Here is a 15,074-nt window from a genome sequence, read left to right as displayed (position 1 = left end):
ATTAAAAATTTAATGAAAAGGTTAAAATTTAATCATTTGAGAATTGCATAGCATGAAACGATGCTGATCATGTTGAAGTCGACACAAAATGATGTGTGTTAAGATTAAACGCTCATTTTGAACAGGCGTTCGACGACACCTTTCTTATAAATGATTAAAAAATAGAGAAGTATTCAGCGAATAAATATTACTTTCAAACAGCGTTCGAATTAGAAATCGACATTCTCATCATCGAATAGCAATTTTGATAGCGTCGAAATTGGTCAGAAATAGCACAGTAATGCACCGTACTTTTACTGAGACATTAAACCCTAAGTTGCCTAAACGGTGAGTGGGGAGGGGATAAAGAGGCATAAAAAAAGCGGCTAATGCACCGCTTTTAAACAAAGTCGCTAAAACCTTACATCCAGTCTGCGTTTCTAATAACGCCCACCGCAATACCTTCAATGGCAAACGGCTCATTAGCGAGATCAACCTTAATTGGCGCAAACTCTTCATTTTCAGCATGAAGCAATACTTCACGGCCTCGCCTTTCCAAGCGCTTAACCGTAACATCTTCGTCTACACGGGCAACAACAACCTGACCATTGTGAACATCCGTCGTGCGATGAACCGCTAGCAAATCTCCGTCTAAAATACCGATGTCCTTCATGCTCATGCCGTTTACACGAAGTAAAAAGTCAGCTTGAGGCTTGAACAACGCGGGGTCTACCTTGTAATGCGATTCCACATGCTCTTGCGCTAGAATAGGCTCACCAGCGGCAACGCGCCCTATAAGCGGCAGACCTTCTTCCTCAGCCGCCTCGCTCTCAAGAGGAATGTTAAGCTTGATGCCTCTGGACGTGCCCGGAAGAATTTCTATCACGCCTTTTCTCGCCAGCGCCTTTAAATGTTCTTCGGCCGCATTAGCGGAGCGGAAGCCAAGTTGACGAGCAATTTCAGCACGGGTAGGCGGCATTCCCGTTTTTTGCATGGTTGTCTTGATAAGTTCTAAAACTTCAGTTTGTCGAGCTGTGAGTGGGCGCATAAAAGACCTGTCTGTTCATACAGTTCCTGTAAGTATATACACCTAACAACAAATAACAAGCACTTGCCTCGTCTTTTGCCCTTAACTCACCCAAACCACCTTGTTTCTTCCTTTTTCTTTCGCTAAATACAGAGATTTATCGGCATCAGATAAAAGCGAACTAAAGTCTGCGCCAAACGTATCTTCGATGAATGCAGCACCGATGCTAATGGTTAAGTTTATTGCGTCCGATCCATAAGAAAGTGTGCTCTCCTCAACAGCAATGCGCAAAGCCTCTAACTGAACATGTATTGCATCTTTGGTTTCACCAATAACGACGAGCGCAAACTCCTCCCCACCAAGTCGGGCAACCACACTAGGCGCCTGATTTTGTTTAGCAACCTTACTGGCAATCATGATAAGCGCTTGGTCGCCAGCATCGTGCCCGTACGTATCGTTAACCTTTTTAAAATGATCTACGTCTATGATGGCAACACAGCCACTGCCATACCTTTGTGACACAGCATTACATTCATCTAGAAAAGCTCGGCGGTTGTACAACCCTGTTAAAGAGTCGGTCATCGCTAGCCGGCGCAGTTTTTCTTCTGCAACCGCTCTCGCCTCTTCTAGTTCGACAGCATAGAAAAGCCCCGCAAGGGCGTCTAACAAGGGCTGTAAAAACTCTGCATCTTCGACGGTATATACGTCAAACTTGTTTGCTAGCCCAATCATTCCCACCACTCTGTCTTTAATCTTGATGGGCAACCCTAAAAATCGGCTTATTCGCGGGTGGCCTGTTGGCACCCCTTTAGAGTTGGGGTGACTCCCCGATACGTTGCTAATAGTCACTTCGCCCGTCACGATGGTGGTACCGAAAAGATTGTTGAAATTACTGAAGTACAAATTACGTTTTTTATACTCAGTGTATTGGGTGAAGCTGCTGCTATCCCACACTATTTCGGAAATGGCATGTATGAAAAGCCGGGGCGATTCACCTTCTCCCTTCATTTGGCCTACGAATGCAAATTGACTGTCAGAGATATCAATTAATTCAGGCAATACGGTTTGGCAGGCCAAGGTTAAATCATTATTTTCAAGATATGATGCCCGAGTCTTGTTGATAAATTGAAGCAACTGTGTCTTTTTCTTCTCGTGAAGCTCTCGTACCATTCGCTCGGTAATATCACGATGGATACCTGCAATACGAGTAGGCCTTCCTTTCTCATCAGTCTCTACCGTTTTCCCATAACTTTCCACCCAAACCCAGGAATCATTGGTGTGTTTCATGCGAAACGTCGTATTAAAAACGCTTGTATTACCTTTTAAATGGTCGTGAAGCATCTTTTCTACATTAACGTAGTCTGCAGGGTGAATAAGCTGTCGAAAAAAACGCGCACTGGTATCGTAATATTCATATTCAATACCGACGATATCGCACCACCGCTTATTCACTTGGTTAACATCGGCGGGTAAATTCCAGTCCCACGTTCCTAACTCCGACGCTTCTAACAACAAACGCATACGCTGGTTTGTCTTGTTGAGCTTATCCTCTACATATTTTTGATCGCTCGTATCGAATAGAAACGCCTGCACAGAATATAGCGCGCCGTCTTCGCGAAAATTCGCTGTCGAAATCATGCTCACCCAAATAGTTCTGCTAGGTGTGGTGATTTGCAAGCGGCACGAGTGGGATTCGACACCTTCCATATGCGCTTGCATAGCGAAGGTAAATGCGTTATCCGCTTCCTGTGTAATGACATCGCTGAGTTCTACCATGCCGCCAAGCAAATCATCGGATGAAATACCCAGCACCCGTTCACTATTCTTCGATATATGGACTAACCGTAGTGAAGTATCGTAGCGCCATGTCGCTAGAACGATAGGAGACTTTTCAATTAAACCATGCTCTCGTTTGAGTGCTTCATGCTCTCGTGAAAGGGAGATATGCTGACTAACTAATACACCAACTCTTTCCAACAACGTTAAACGCTTCTCATCCATTTCTCGTGGCACTGTATCAATCAGACAGACTGCACCAACAACTTGGTCATTTGCCTTTATCGGCGTTCCCGCATAAAAACAAATATGGGGCTCGCCAGTAACCAGAGGGTTATCGGAAAAACGGGGATCCTCTTTCGCATTGGATACGACAAACTGTTTTTGCTCATCGACCACATGACTGCAAAAAGCATGCTCTCGATTTATACGGTGTAAATCTGTGCCATATCGGGCTTTAAACGTTTCTTCGTATTGCCCTACAATGCCGATAAGCGCAATGGGAACTTGATATGCCTCAGCGAGAATCACCATTAGGTCATCCAAATCCAACGGCAATTCACTGTTTAACATGAAGTCGTCAATGGTTTTTAAACGAGTTTGATCGTTCACTACACCTTTCTCATTAATTTTTACCTATGTAAAAAGTAGTAACAGTAACTCCTTATCGCAACAAAATACGGGGGATCATGAATAGTAAAAAAGTCTAAGTGGGGTGGTAACGCGCGTTTACACAAGAAAAGGACAACACGTTTTTGAACTTGTGCGCTATGATCTAGTCATTACAGCAATGAAAGTGGCATATCGCGAGATCGTACGGCGATTATGTTACACTTCACCCGTTTTTATTTCATAGGATTACACAATTCATGTCGTGGATGCGAAAAGCCCTTCTGTCGGTATTTCATTATCCTGTTAAGTTACTGGTTAAAGCCCACAGTATACCCGTCAACGTTGAGACCGAACTTGGGATAGATAAAAGCAAACCTATTGTTTATCTTCTCCCCTCAAACTCAGTGACAGACCAACTTGCATTGAGAATGTCGACCGAAGCACTAGGTTTACCTAGCCCAACCGAAACCCTCACGCTAGCGGGCAGGGAATATTCGTCAACCCTGTTTCTGCGAAAAACCCAACCCATTTTTCGCTCATCAACGAGAGATACGGGTATCGAAGACGTGTTCACTGAGCTTTTCCATTTGCACAGAGACCATGAAAATCTCGATTTGCAGGTTGTGCCTGTATATGTGACATGGGGAAGAGCACCCGGTCGAGGTAATCCAGGCTTGAGCGACTTGATCACAGAGGCGGCAGCACCAAGCTGGCTTCGCAAGTTATTTATCGTGCTATTTTTGGGCCGAGATAACTTCATCAACTATTCCAAAGCCGTCTCAGCAAGGGCCATGTCTAACCAACATGGCAGCGATCAAAGTATTGCTCACAAGCTTGTACGAGTAGCAAGTACTCACTTTCAACGTAAACGCCAAAGTATGACTGGCCCAACGTTGTTAGAGCGTCAAGAACTAAATAATAGTGTATTGGGTTCTGATGCAGTTCGTCGTGCCATTGCTGAAGAGTCACGAAGCAAGAAAGTGTCTCACGAAAAAGCGAAAGAGACAGCGCAAAGCTATATCACGGAAATCGCGGCAGATTACCGTGAGGGATTGATCAGGTTCGGTGATAGGCTGCTCACCCGCATTTGGAACAAGATATATAACGGTATTAGTGTAGGTCATGCAGACCGTATTCGTGAGCTAGCCGCAAACGGCCACGAAATTATTTACGTGCCCTGTCACCGTAGCCATATGGACTACTTGTTGCTGACTTACGTGATTTATCATGAAGGTATGGTAACGCCGCACATTGCAGCGGGCATAAATCTCAATTTTTGGCCTGTGGGCAAAATGTTTCGTCGTGGCGGAGCGTTTTTCCTACGCCGCAGTTTCGCAGGTAACAAGCTATACACTGCCGTATTCAGAGAATATTTAGAGCTACTGTTCAATAAGGGTTACTCAGTAAAGTATTACCCAGAGGGTGGCCGCAGCCGCACGGGCCGTTTGATCCCACCTAAAACCGGCATGCTAGCCATGACTATTCAGGCCATGCTTAAAGGGGTTAATCGCCCAGTCAGCATTGTGCCTGTTTACATTGGCTATGAAAACGTAATGGAAGTGAAGAGCTACCTAAATGAGCTTAAAGGTTCTAAGAAGAAAAAAGAGTCTAATCTTCAGGTGTTCTCAGCCATTCGCAAACTAAAAAATTATGGCCACGGCTACGTAAACTTTGGTGAGCCAATCGCGCTTAATCAATTTCTAGAAACTCACGTGCCCAACTGGCGTGACTGTCGTGACGCTGAGCCCGAGAAAAAGCCTGCGTGGCTAACGCCAGCGGTTAATGAATTAGCAAACAACGTTATGACACGCATAAACCGCGCTGCTGCGTTAAACGGCATGGCGCTAACTTCACTGTGTTTGCTGTCTTCAAAAACCCAAACCATGAGTGAATCCGAGTTAAAACAAGCCATCGGCGATTTTATGGATTTGTTTAAGGCAGTACCCTTTAGCGAAGATGCAACTATCCCAGAGTCGACGGCTGGAGAGTTGCTGCGCGACACGCTAAAACTCGGTCGATTTGAAATAAAAGAAGACGACTATGGCAGGTTAATTAGCCCTCAACCTAAATCAGCGGTTTACCTTACCTATTATAGAAACAATATTTTGCATTTATTCGCGATCCCGGGTTTGATTATGGCGTCTGTTTTCGCGCGAAAAGGGGCAACAAAGAACGAGATACTGCAGCTAATTGCAGCGCTTTACCCTTTGTTGCAAAGAGAACTGTTTTTGCATCTTACCCAAGATGAAGCCCTTGCTCATACCGACGCGCTGATCACTGCTCTGTTAAATAATGGGCTTTTACGTCAAAAAGAGGGAGAACTTCTTCCTCCAGATGCGCACTGTAAAGAATTCCATTCAGCTTGGCTATTAAGCCGATGTATGCAGGAAACATTACAGCGTTATGCCGTAGTGCTGACCATTCTTGATAAAGAAAAAGTAATAAGCCGTCGCGCACTAGAGCGAGAGAGCAAGCAAGTAGCAGAGCGTTTGTCAGCGCTTTACGGGCTAAGCTCACCAGAGTTTTACGACAAGAATGTACTGTCTAGCTTCATTGGTGCACTTAAAGAAAATCATTGGCTAGACTCTGAAAAAGATGGCAGCCTCAAATACTCAGAAGAGTGCGAAGCCCTTCGCCAAGACGTTATGGCGCTGATATGGCCTGAAATGATGCAGCACTTAGAGAACGTAGCGCTTAACGGCGCGAATGAGTAGGACCGTTACACAACGGTATTTTCTTTCCAAAACAAAAAGCCCATGTAGCGTGATGAAGTGAAGCCACATGGGCTTTTTTATGCAGCATATCTAGGCGTTATTGCTCTCAGTTGCTCTAAATAGCATACACTGAATAAAAGATAGTTTAGCTTGAAGTAATGCCGCTTTGCATCGCTTCACGGTAAACCTAGGCTTAACGTGAAACAATGCAAAGCGATGACTGGTTGAGCCGAGCGCGTTTACTCAGCCATATGTTTAGGCGGGTTGAGACAAGAAAAAGCGATAAGCCGGGTTATCTGTTACCTCTTCTACCTTGTAACCAAGTTCTGCAACGTGTTGATTAAAGTCGTTACGGCTTTCAGGTGCAATGTCAAACCCAGCTAAAACTAGACCTTCCGCTGCGCCGTGGTTCCGGTAGTGAAACAAAGTAATATTCCACTGCTCACCTAACGTGTTTAAGAAATTAAGCAAGGCACCGGGTCGCTCTGGAAACTCAAAGCTGAACACCTGTTCGTTGAGTATGGTCGGCGGTCGACCACCTACCATATGACGAACATGGAGTTTTGCTAATTCATTGTCGGTCAAGTTAACACAGTCGTACCCTTTGCTTTCAAGGTCACCTTGCAGCGCAGCAAACTCTTGCTGACCACCTTTGAGTTTAACACCCACAAAAATATGCGCTTCGCTCTCGCTGGCATAGCGGTAGTTAAATTCGGTAATCGCTTTTGCACCAACACACTCGCAAAATTGCTTAAATGCACCTTTGGTTTCAGGGATCTTAACCGCAAATACGGCTTCTTTCTGTTCACCTAGCTCACAACGCTCAGACACATAGCGCAGGGTATGAAAATTAATGTTTGCACCACACAAAATACCGCCTAGCTTTTTACCCTTGAGCTCGTGCTGCTTGGCGTACTTGCGAATAGCTGCTACCGAAAGCGCGCCCGCAGGCTCAGCAATAACCCGCGTGTCATCGAAGATATCTTTAATTGCGCCACAAATTTCATCATTAGTAACGGTAATGGTTTCGTCGACTAAACGATTACACAGGCGGAACGTTTCTTGACCCATAATTTTAACGGCAACGCCATCGGCAAAGATGCCGACACTTTCGAGTTCAGTAGGCTCACCTTGTGCTTTTGCTTTAATAAAGCAGGCAGACTCTTCCGACTCAACTGCCACAATTTTAATGCTGGGCTTTAGTTGCTTCAGGTACACCGCAATACCAGCGGCTAATCCACCGCCGCCAACGGCAATAAACAAAATATCAAGATTCGGGTTTTGCTCTAGCAACTCTCGTGCAACCGTACCTTGCCCTGCAATAACATCAGGGTCGTCAAAGGGCGGTACAAAGGTATAGCCGTGTGTTTCGCACAATGCTTTGGCATGGGTACTGGCTTGGTCAAAGCTAGTTCCGTGCAACACCACATTGACGTTTTCACCACCAAAGCGACGTACAGCGTCTACTTTAATGTCAGGCGTGGTTTCAGGCATAACGATAGTGGCCTGAATGCCTTTCATTTTTGCGCTATACGCCAAGCCTTGGGCATGGTTACCGGCAGAAGCACCAATCACACCGGCTTGCAACTGTTCATTGCTCAGCGAGCAAATGCGGTTGTAAGCACCGCGCAGCTTAAAGCTTTTAACCGGTTGCTGATCCTCACGTTTTAAAAAAATATCATTGCCAAGCTCAGCCGAAAGCAATGACATATAAGAAAGTTCACTGGCCACCGCAACATCATAAACCGGAGCCAGCAATATCTTTTTTAAATATTCGTGGTCGCTTACGTGCACACCTGCCATTACAAACCTTCCAGCTTGCTGACGTCACGAACGGCACCTTTATCGGCACTGGTTGCTAACGCCGCAAAGGTTTTAAGTGACGTTGATACTTCGCGCACTCGATTTCTTGGCTTCCAAGGGTTAGCGCTCGCTTCCATTTTCGCCCGGCGCTCGGCGAGTTCTTCATCACTGACGGCGATGTTGATACTTCTGTTCGGAATATCGATTTCAATTTTATCGCCATCTTCCACAAGACCAATACCGCCACCACTTGCCGCCTCAGGAGAGCAATGACCAATAGACAGGCCGCTAGTACCACCGCTGAATCGGCCGTCGGTAACTAATGCACAGTGCTTACCTAGCCCTTTAGATTTCAAGTATGACGTTGGATACAACATTTCTTGCATACCCGGCCCGCCGCGTGGACCTTCGTAACGAATGAATACCACATCACCCGCTTTCACTTCATCACCTAAAATACCCGCTACCGCATCGTCCTGACTTTCATAAATACGCGCTGTGCCGTTGAATTTTAGAATAGACTCATCCACACCTGCGGTTTTTACAATACAGCCATCTTCGGCCAGATTGCCGTAAAGTACCGCTAGACCACCTTCTTGGCTAAATGCGTGTTCAATTGAGCGGATACAGCCATTTTCACGGTCATCATCGACTTCATCCCAGCGACAGTCTTGACTAAACGCTTTCGTGGTACGAATACCCGCAGGCCCCGCACGGTAAAACGTGATAGCGTCTTTGTTTTCAGGGTTGGTGATGTCCCACTCGCTGATAACATCAGGAAGCGATTTACCTAAAACGTGATTGACGTCAGTGTTCAGCAGGCCCGCTTTGTTAAGCTCGTTTAAAATACCTAGTACGCCACCAGCGCGGTGTACGTCCTCCATGTGGTATTTAGGTGTAGAAGGCGCCACTTTACACAGGTGAGGCACTTTGCGAGACAATCGGTCGATGTCTGCCATGGTAAAAGGCACTTCACCTTCCATCGCTGCTGCCAACAAGTGCAAGATGGTATTTGTTGAACCACCCATGGCAATATCCAGGCTCATGGCATTCTCAAAAGCCTTAAAATTCGCGATATTGCGTGGTAATACACTTTCATCGTCGTCGCCGTAGTAACGCTTACAAAGCTCAACAATTTGTTTACCCGCTTGTTTAAATAAACCTTCACGATCGGCGTGGGTAGCTAGCATAGAACCATTGCCCGGCAGCGATAAACCTAACGCTTCGGTTAAGCAGTTCATGGAGTTAGCAGTGAACATCCCTGAGCATGAACCACAGGTAGGGCAGGCTGAACGTTCAATTTCGTCGCTATCAGCATCACTAATCTTATCGTCGGCAGCCGCTACCATAGCATCAACTAAATCTAGCTTGATTAGCTGATCAGAAAGCTTGGTTTTACCTGCTTCCATCGGGCCACCCGATACAAAGATAACCGGCACGTTAAGGCGCATAGACGCCATTAACATTCCCGGGGTAATTTTGTCGCAGTTAGAAATACATACGATGGCATCGGCACAGTGTGCGTTCACCATGTATTCGACCGCATCGGCGATAATTTCGCGAGAAGGCAAGCTGTACAACATACCGCTGTGCCCCATGGCGATACCATCGTCCACCGCGATGGTGTTGAACTCTTTCGCAACACCACCCGCTTCTTCCACGCTGCGTGCCACTAGCTGGCCGAGGTCTTTGAGGTGAACGTGCCCAGGTACAAACTGCGTAAATGAGTTTGCAATTGCAATAATAGGCTTTCCAAAATCAGAGTCTTTCATTCCAGTTGCACGCCATAACGCGCGAGCGCCGGCCATATTTCTACCTTGTGTGGTAGTTGCAGAACGTAACTTGGGCATAAATCCTTCCCGTTAATGTAAGGTACTAGGTTTAAATGCTAGACCTTTTTCGTGAAACTTAAAAAACAGTAGTAAACCAGTAATGCTTTGGATCGTTTTCCAATACACGCTGTTTTACTCGAAATTGCGTGTCATACTGATAACGTATTACATCATCTTAGGTCGTTAAAGCGAAGGGCAACAAAGCCTAGCTGCTAACTTATCAGTAGCGCTTTGTTTTAAATGATATATTTGACTTACAATACCGCTTTCCGTTGGCATTATAAAAATGAAATGTTGTTCGTAAGAGGTTATGGCTTTACCCCTCATAACAACACGCGTTTAAACGACATGTTGCTATTGGGCAAAGAAATAGCATGAAATGTACGGTTCGATCAAGTTTTTTGCGGTAGAAATAGCGAGTTCTTAAGGGCAGTAAAAAGGTAGAAAACATGTTCGATTGGTTTCATTGGCTAAACTTAGCGGGCGTTGCAGTTTGTGCAATTTCCGGCACCCTTATGGCCTATCAAAAGCGTATGGATGGGTTTGGCGTAGTGGTCCTCGCCAGTGCGACCGCAATCGGCGGCGGTACGCTTCGCGACGTGATGTTAGATGTTCCCGTATTTTGGATTGCCGATACCGACTATCTTTATACCACCCTTATCGCCGCCTTTATTCCAATAATTTGGCTGCGCATAAGCCCGCGATTTCCCTTTCACTATTTGTTAATAGCCGACGCTTTTGGTCTAGCGCTTTTTAATGTGGTTGGCATAGAGAAAGCCTTAGCTAACGACACAGGCATGGCAGTAGCCGTTGCCATGGGCACCATTACTGGCGTTTTTGGTGGCCTCCTGCGAGATGTAATTTGTAGAGAAGTACCACTGGTTCTAAACGGCGAACTTTACGCTATGACCTGTATTGCTGGTGGTATTGTGTATGGCATTGGCCTACAGTTCGATCTTGCTACACAGTGGTGTGGTATCGCGGCCCTGATCACAACCGTACTATTTAGATTAGGCGCCATGCGCTGGCACTGGCAGCTTCCTGTTTTTTACAACGATCATCATTAGCGCGCATTAGCCTTCGCATAGCATTTTCGAACTGTGCTTAACGTGCTGCCCTATAATTACCGCCGTTAGTACAGTTACATCTTGCTTCCACTCTGACTACAGTTTACGCACCAGGGCGAGTGCAAATCATGTTGGCTGCGCGCTTACTTTTTATTTTCAATACATCGAACGATGAGCGTGTAGGGAGAGGGGTTGTTTTCATATGGGTATGGCTGTGGTTAAAACTTTTGCAGGCCAAGGCGTATCGGCGCCAGAGGTGAGTGTAGAAATTCATCTTGCTAACGGCTTACCCGCCTTTCAACTCGTCGGCATGGCTGAAACCAGTGTAAAAGAAGCCCGTGAACGGGTGCGAAGTGCGCTTATCAACAGCGGCTTTGAGTTTCCGGCCAAACGAATAACCGTTAATTTAGCGCCTGCAGATATTCCTAAATTCGGAGGGCGATTCGACCTTCCTATCGCCGTAGGTATACTCGCCGCTTCCGGCTATATTTCTGATACTAGCTTATTAAATATTGCCTTTGTGGGTGAGCTTGCTTTAAACGGAGAAATCAAGCCCGTTAATGGACTTATTCCTGTGGTAATGGCGGCGGCTAACGAAGATATCGCGTTAGTGTATCCAGGTGACAACGATGTTGAAGCCGCTTTGGTTTCCCATGCAACACGCTTTCCTGCTTTTGATTTACTGTCTGTTTATGAACACCTTACCGGTCATAAAAAGCTTGCGAAAGGTCAGCCATTTACATCACATGCACCTCGTAATTCCCACACCGGATGGGACGACATAATTGGCCAAGAGCAAGCCAAACGGGCCCTAATTATTGCGGCAAGTGGTGCGCATAATCTTTTGATGGTTGGGCCTCCGGGCACAGGAAAAAGCTTGCTTGCCAGCCGTATGCTGTCGCTATTGCCTGATATGAGTGAGGAAGAAGCCCTTGAAGTAGCCGCCATTCATTCGGTAAAGGGTGAAAAGCTGCATGCAGAGCGTTTTTTAGCTCGCCATTTGCGTTCGCCACATCACACGAGCTCCGCAGTGGCGCTCACTGGCGGTGGCTCGAATCCGGTACCAGGTGAAATATCATTGGCCCACAACGGTATTTTGTTTTTAGACGAATTGCCTGAATTCGGACGCAAAGCGCTAGATGTATTGCGCGAGCCACTTGAAACCGGTGACGTGCATTTGTCTCGGGCTTCAGGAAGCGCGACTTATCCAGCCAATTTTCAACTGGTAGCGGCGATGAACCCAAGCCCTACTGGCGATATTGACGATAATCGCCTGACACCACAGCAGCAGCTTAACTACTTAAACCGGTTGTCGGGCCCGCTGTTAGATAGAATAGATATACAGGTAGAAGTGCCTCGTTTGCCTGATTACGACTTACCGGAGCGTGCCAATAGGCCTAATGACTCGTTGCACTCCACGCGAGAAAGGGTTATCGAAGCAAGGTATAGACAAGAACAACGACAGGGAAAGCCGAACGGTGCACTACATGCTGGTGAACTGGCGGATATCTGCCTACTTGACGACGCTGACCTAGGATTTCTACAAGCGGCTGCCAAGCAACTCAATTTGTCTATGAGGGTATTTCATCGCACATTAAAAGTCGCCAGAACCATTGCCGACCTTGAAGATGAAAAAGCCGTATCTCGAGCACATATTGCAGAAGCGTTAGGCTATCGCGCCCTAGACAACCTCATTAAACAGTTGAGTGCGAGCTGAGGGGGTTTATCTATGCGGACTAATGGTATTAGGTATCTTGCTGCAGGTTTAGCTGCATAAACGCGTTAACAAGGGGTTCATTTTGCTTGTCTTGGAGGCAACATAAACCAAGCGCATAGGGCTCTATATCAGCCACTGGAATTTGCGTTACCGCACCGGCCATGCTGGAATGGTCAAGCACCACTTTTGGCACAAACCCCACTCCACATTCAAGGGCAACCATACTGACGATGGCCTCGTTACCACCGACATACGCATACACGTTAGGGCGAATACCGTGCTCGGCAAACCAGTGGTATGCCGTTCGGCGCGTAGGGCCGGTTTCAGGCATGATCACTTGGTGTTTCGTCCAGTCAAGTTGGCTTAATTGGGTCAAGCGCCATTCTCGAGGAGCAATAAGCACCAAAGGCACGTTATCAAGGGCGGTGAAATGCAAATCTGTTGGCATATCAGGTGTGTAGATGGCGATAGACAGGTCGCACTGCTTGCCCTTTACTTTTTCAATCGCTAGCGCTGGGTCGCCGGTGATAAGGCGTATATCAACGCCCGGATGTTGCTGCCTGAATTGCCGTAGCATAGCGGGTAGATGACTTTGACTGGCGGTCACCGAACAAAATACGCTGAGTTCACCCTGCAACGCATCGTTATCTTCTTTTAAATCTATCTTTAGTTGCTGCCATTCTTGCAATGCGTGTTTAGAGAACGAGAGCAGTTTATGACCGCTATGGGTAAGCGCAACTTTACGGTTATCACGTTTAAACAAGCTACAGCCCAATTCGTCTTCAAGGCGCTGAATAACGCGGCTAAGCGTAGATGGTGATACATACATAGCCTCTGCGGTAACACCAAAATGTAAGCTGGTGGCAAGATGGTTAAAGAGTTGAAGGCTACGAAAATCCATAAACGTTTCACTATTTGCAATATTATCTTGCAAATATATCATTTTCCAAAACAAAAGAAATCTTTTAGTCTCACTGCCAAGTCGTCATAGACGAGGTCTGTCAACGCCAAGGTCGGTGTTTGATATTGACAAAAATGAATGTTGTTCGGAAATTTTTATGGCTAATTATTTCAACACCCTGTCACTTCGCCAGCAGTTAGATCAGCTTGGCCGCTGCCGTTTCATGGCACGCGATGAATTCGCTGACGGTTGTCAGTTCTTAAAAGGCAAGAAAATTGTCATTGTAGGCTGCGGCGCGCAGGGCCTTAACCAAGGCCTGAATATGCGTGACTCGGGGTTAGATGTCTCTTATGCGCTGCGTCAAGCGGCCATCGATGAGCAACGCGACTCTTATAAACGCGCTACAAGTAATGGATTTACCGTTGGTACCTACCAGCAGCTTATTCCAGAAGCAGATGTAGTTTATAACTTAACACCTGATAAGCAGCACGCAAGTGTGGTAGAGGCAGTAATGCCGCTTATGAAAAAAGGCGCAACGTTAGGTTACTCACACGGCTTCAACATTGTTGAAGAAGGCCAGCAAATTCGTAGCGACATCACAGTAATTATGTGTGCGCCGAAAAGCCCAGGCTCTGAGGTACGTGAAGAATATAAGCGTGGCTTTGGTGTACCAACACTAATAGCTGTGCACCCAGAAAACGACCCTGAAGGTAAAGGTTGGGAGCAGGCTAAAGCACTAGCAAGTGCAACTGGCGGTGACCGCGCAGGTGTACTTGAGTCATCTTTTGTGGCTGAAGTTAAATCTGACCTTATGGGTGAGCAGACCATTTTATGTGGTATGCAACAAGTTGCAGCAGTACTTGCGTTCGAGAAAATGGTTGATGACGGTATTGACCCAGGTTATGCAGGTGCGCTTATTCAGTACGGTCTAGAAGCCATTACTGAAGCACTTAAGATTGGCGGCGTTACTAACATGATGGACCGTCTATCAAACCCTGCAAAAGTGAAGGCATTTGAGCTTTCTGAGCAGCTAACTGATTTACTTCGTCCGCTATTTGAAAAGCACCAAGACGACATCATCAGCGGTGAATTCTCTCGCACCATGATGGAAGATTGGGCAAATGGCGATGCGAACCTACTTAAGTGGCGTGAAGAAACCGGTGAAACCGCGTTTGAAAATGCACCGACTTACGAAGGTGAAATCAGTGAACAAGAATTCTTTGACCACGGCATTCTACTGGTTGCCATGATCAAGTGTGGTGTTGAAGTTGCGTTCGACGTAATGGTTGAAGCCGGCATTCTACCTGAGTCTGCGTACTACGAATCACTGCATGAAACACCGCTTATTTCTAACACAATTGCGCGTAAGCGTTTGTATGAAATGAACGTGGTTATTTCAGACACAGCAGAATACGGAAACTATTTGTTTGCCAATGCAGCAATTCCGATTTTGCGTGAGAAGTTTATGCCTACCATTGATACCAGCGTTATCGGTAAGGGTTTGAATGTTACTTCTAATCAAGTAGAGAACAAACGCCTTGTTGAAATTAACGAAGCCATCCGTTCACACGGTGTAGAATCAGTAGGTAAGACCTTGCGTGGCTACATGACTGATATGAAAGCCATAGTTGTGTAAAAACAGAGGT

Annotated in this window: 9 protein-coding genes; 4 read left to right on the top strand and 5 right to left on the bottom strand. The window is 46.2% G+C overall.

The window, feature by feature from the left end; all coding sequences use genetic code 11:
• Window positions 1–400 precede the first annotated feature (400 nt).
• Window positions 401–1,027, bottom strand: coding sequence for a transcriptional repressor LexA (gene lexA, locus JC525_RS10485; RefSeq protein ID WP_198815798.1), 627 nt, complete (start codon window positions 1,025–1,027; stop codon window positions 401–403).
• Window positions 1,028–1,108: 81 nt separating this feature from the next.
• On the bottom strand, window positions 1,109–3,394 hold the full coding sequence (locus JC525_RS10480; protein WP_198815797.1) for a sensor domain-containing diguanylate cyclase: 2,286 nt from the start codon (window positions 3,392–3,394) through the stop codon (window positions 1,109–1,111).
• 257 nt (window positions 3,395–3,651) lie between these two features.
• Between JC525_RS10480 and plsB the strand changes: the two genes are divergently transcribed.
• The gene (gene plsB / locus JC525_RS10475; protein ID WP_198815796.1) at window positions 3,652–6,108 is read left to right on the top strand and encodes a glycerol-3-phosphate 1-O-acyltransferase PlsB; all 2,457 of its coding nucleotides are present in this window, start codon (window positions 3,652–3,654) and stop codon (window positions 6,106–6,108) included.
• Window positions 6,109–6,363: 255 nt separating this feature from the next.
• On the opposite strand, the gene ilvA is transcribed toward plsB, so the two are convergent.
• Window positions 6,364–7,911 (bottom strand): threonine ammonia-lyase, biosynthetic, encoded by a 1,548-nt coding sequence (gene ilvA, locus JC525_RS10470; RefSeq protein ID WP_198815795.1) that lies wholly within the window; start codon window positions 7,909–7,911, stop codon window positions 6,364–6,366.
• Entirely contained in the window at window positions 7,911–9,761 is a 1,851-nt protein-coding gene (ilvD, locus tag JC525_RS10465; RefSeq protein WP_198815794.1) for a dihydroxy-acid dehydratase, read from the bottom strand. The genes ilvA and ilvD overlap by 1 nt, the downstream gene beginning before the upstream one ends.
• A gap of 431 nt (window positions 9,762–10,192) precedes the next feature.
• Between ilvD and JC525_RS10460 the strand changes: the two genes are divergently transcribed.
• Window positions 10,193–10,810 carry a trimeric intracellular cation channel family protein gene (locus tag JC525_RS10460; RefSeq protein ID WP_198815793.1) on the top strand — a complete coding sequence of 206 codons (618 nt, stop codon included), beginning with the start codon at window positions 10,193–10,195 and terminating at the stop codon, window positions 10,808–10,810.
• Window positions 10,811–11,012: 202 nt separating this feature from the next.
• Entirely contained in the window at window positions 11,013–12,527 is a 1,515-nt protein-coding gene (locus JC525_RS10455; protein WP_198815792.1) for a YifB family Mg chelatase-like AAA ATPase, read from the top strand.
• A 28-nt stretch (window positions 12,528–12,555) separates the two neighbouring features.
• On the opposite strand, the gene ilvY is transcribed toward JC525_RS10455, so the two are convergent.
• A complete protein-coding gene (gene ilvY / locus JC525_RS10450) occupies window positions 12,556–13,428 on the bottom strand; it encodes an HTH-type transcriptional activator IlvY (protein WP_198815791.1) in 873 nt (290 codons plus the stop codon).
• A 157-nt stretch (window positions 13,429–13,585) separates the two neighbouring features.
• Between ilvY and ilvC the strand changes: the two genes are divergently transcribed.
• Window positions 13,586–15,064, top strand: a complete 1,479-nt coding sequence (gene ilvC, locus JC525_RS10445; protein ID WP_198815790.1) for a ketol-acid reductoisomerase — start codon at window positions 13,586–13,588, stop codon at window positions 15,062–15,064.
• Window positions 15,065–15,074 lie beyond the last annotated feature (10 nt).

Origin of the sequence: Alteromonas sp. IB21, from assembly GCF_016405965.1 — a bacterium.
In the GTDB taxonomy this organism is placed as follows: Bacteria; Pseudomonadota; Gammaproteobacteria; order Enterobacterales; family Alteromonadaceae; genus Alteromonas.
The sequence above is the reverse complement of the archived record's forward strand: the minus strand, read 5'-3'. Positions and strand labels throughout refer to the sequence as shown.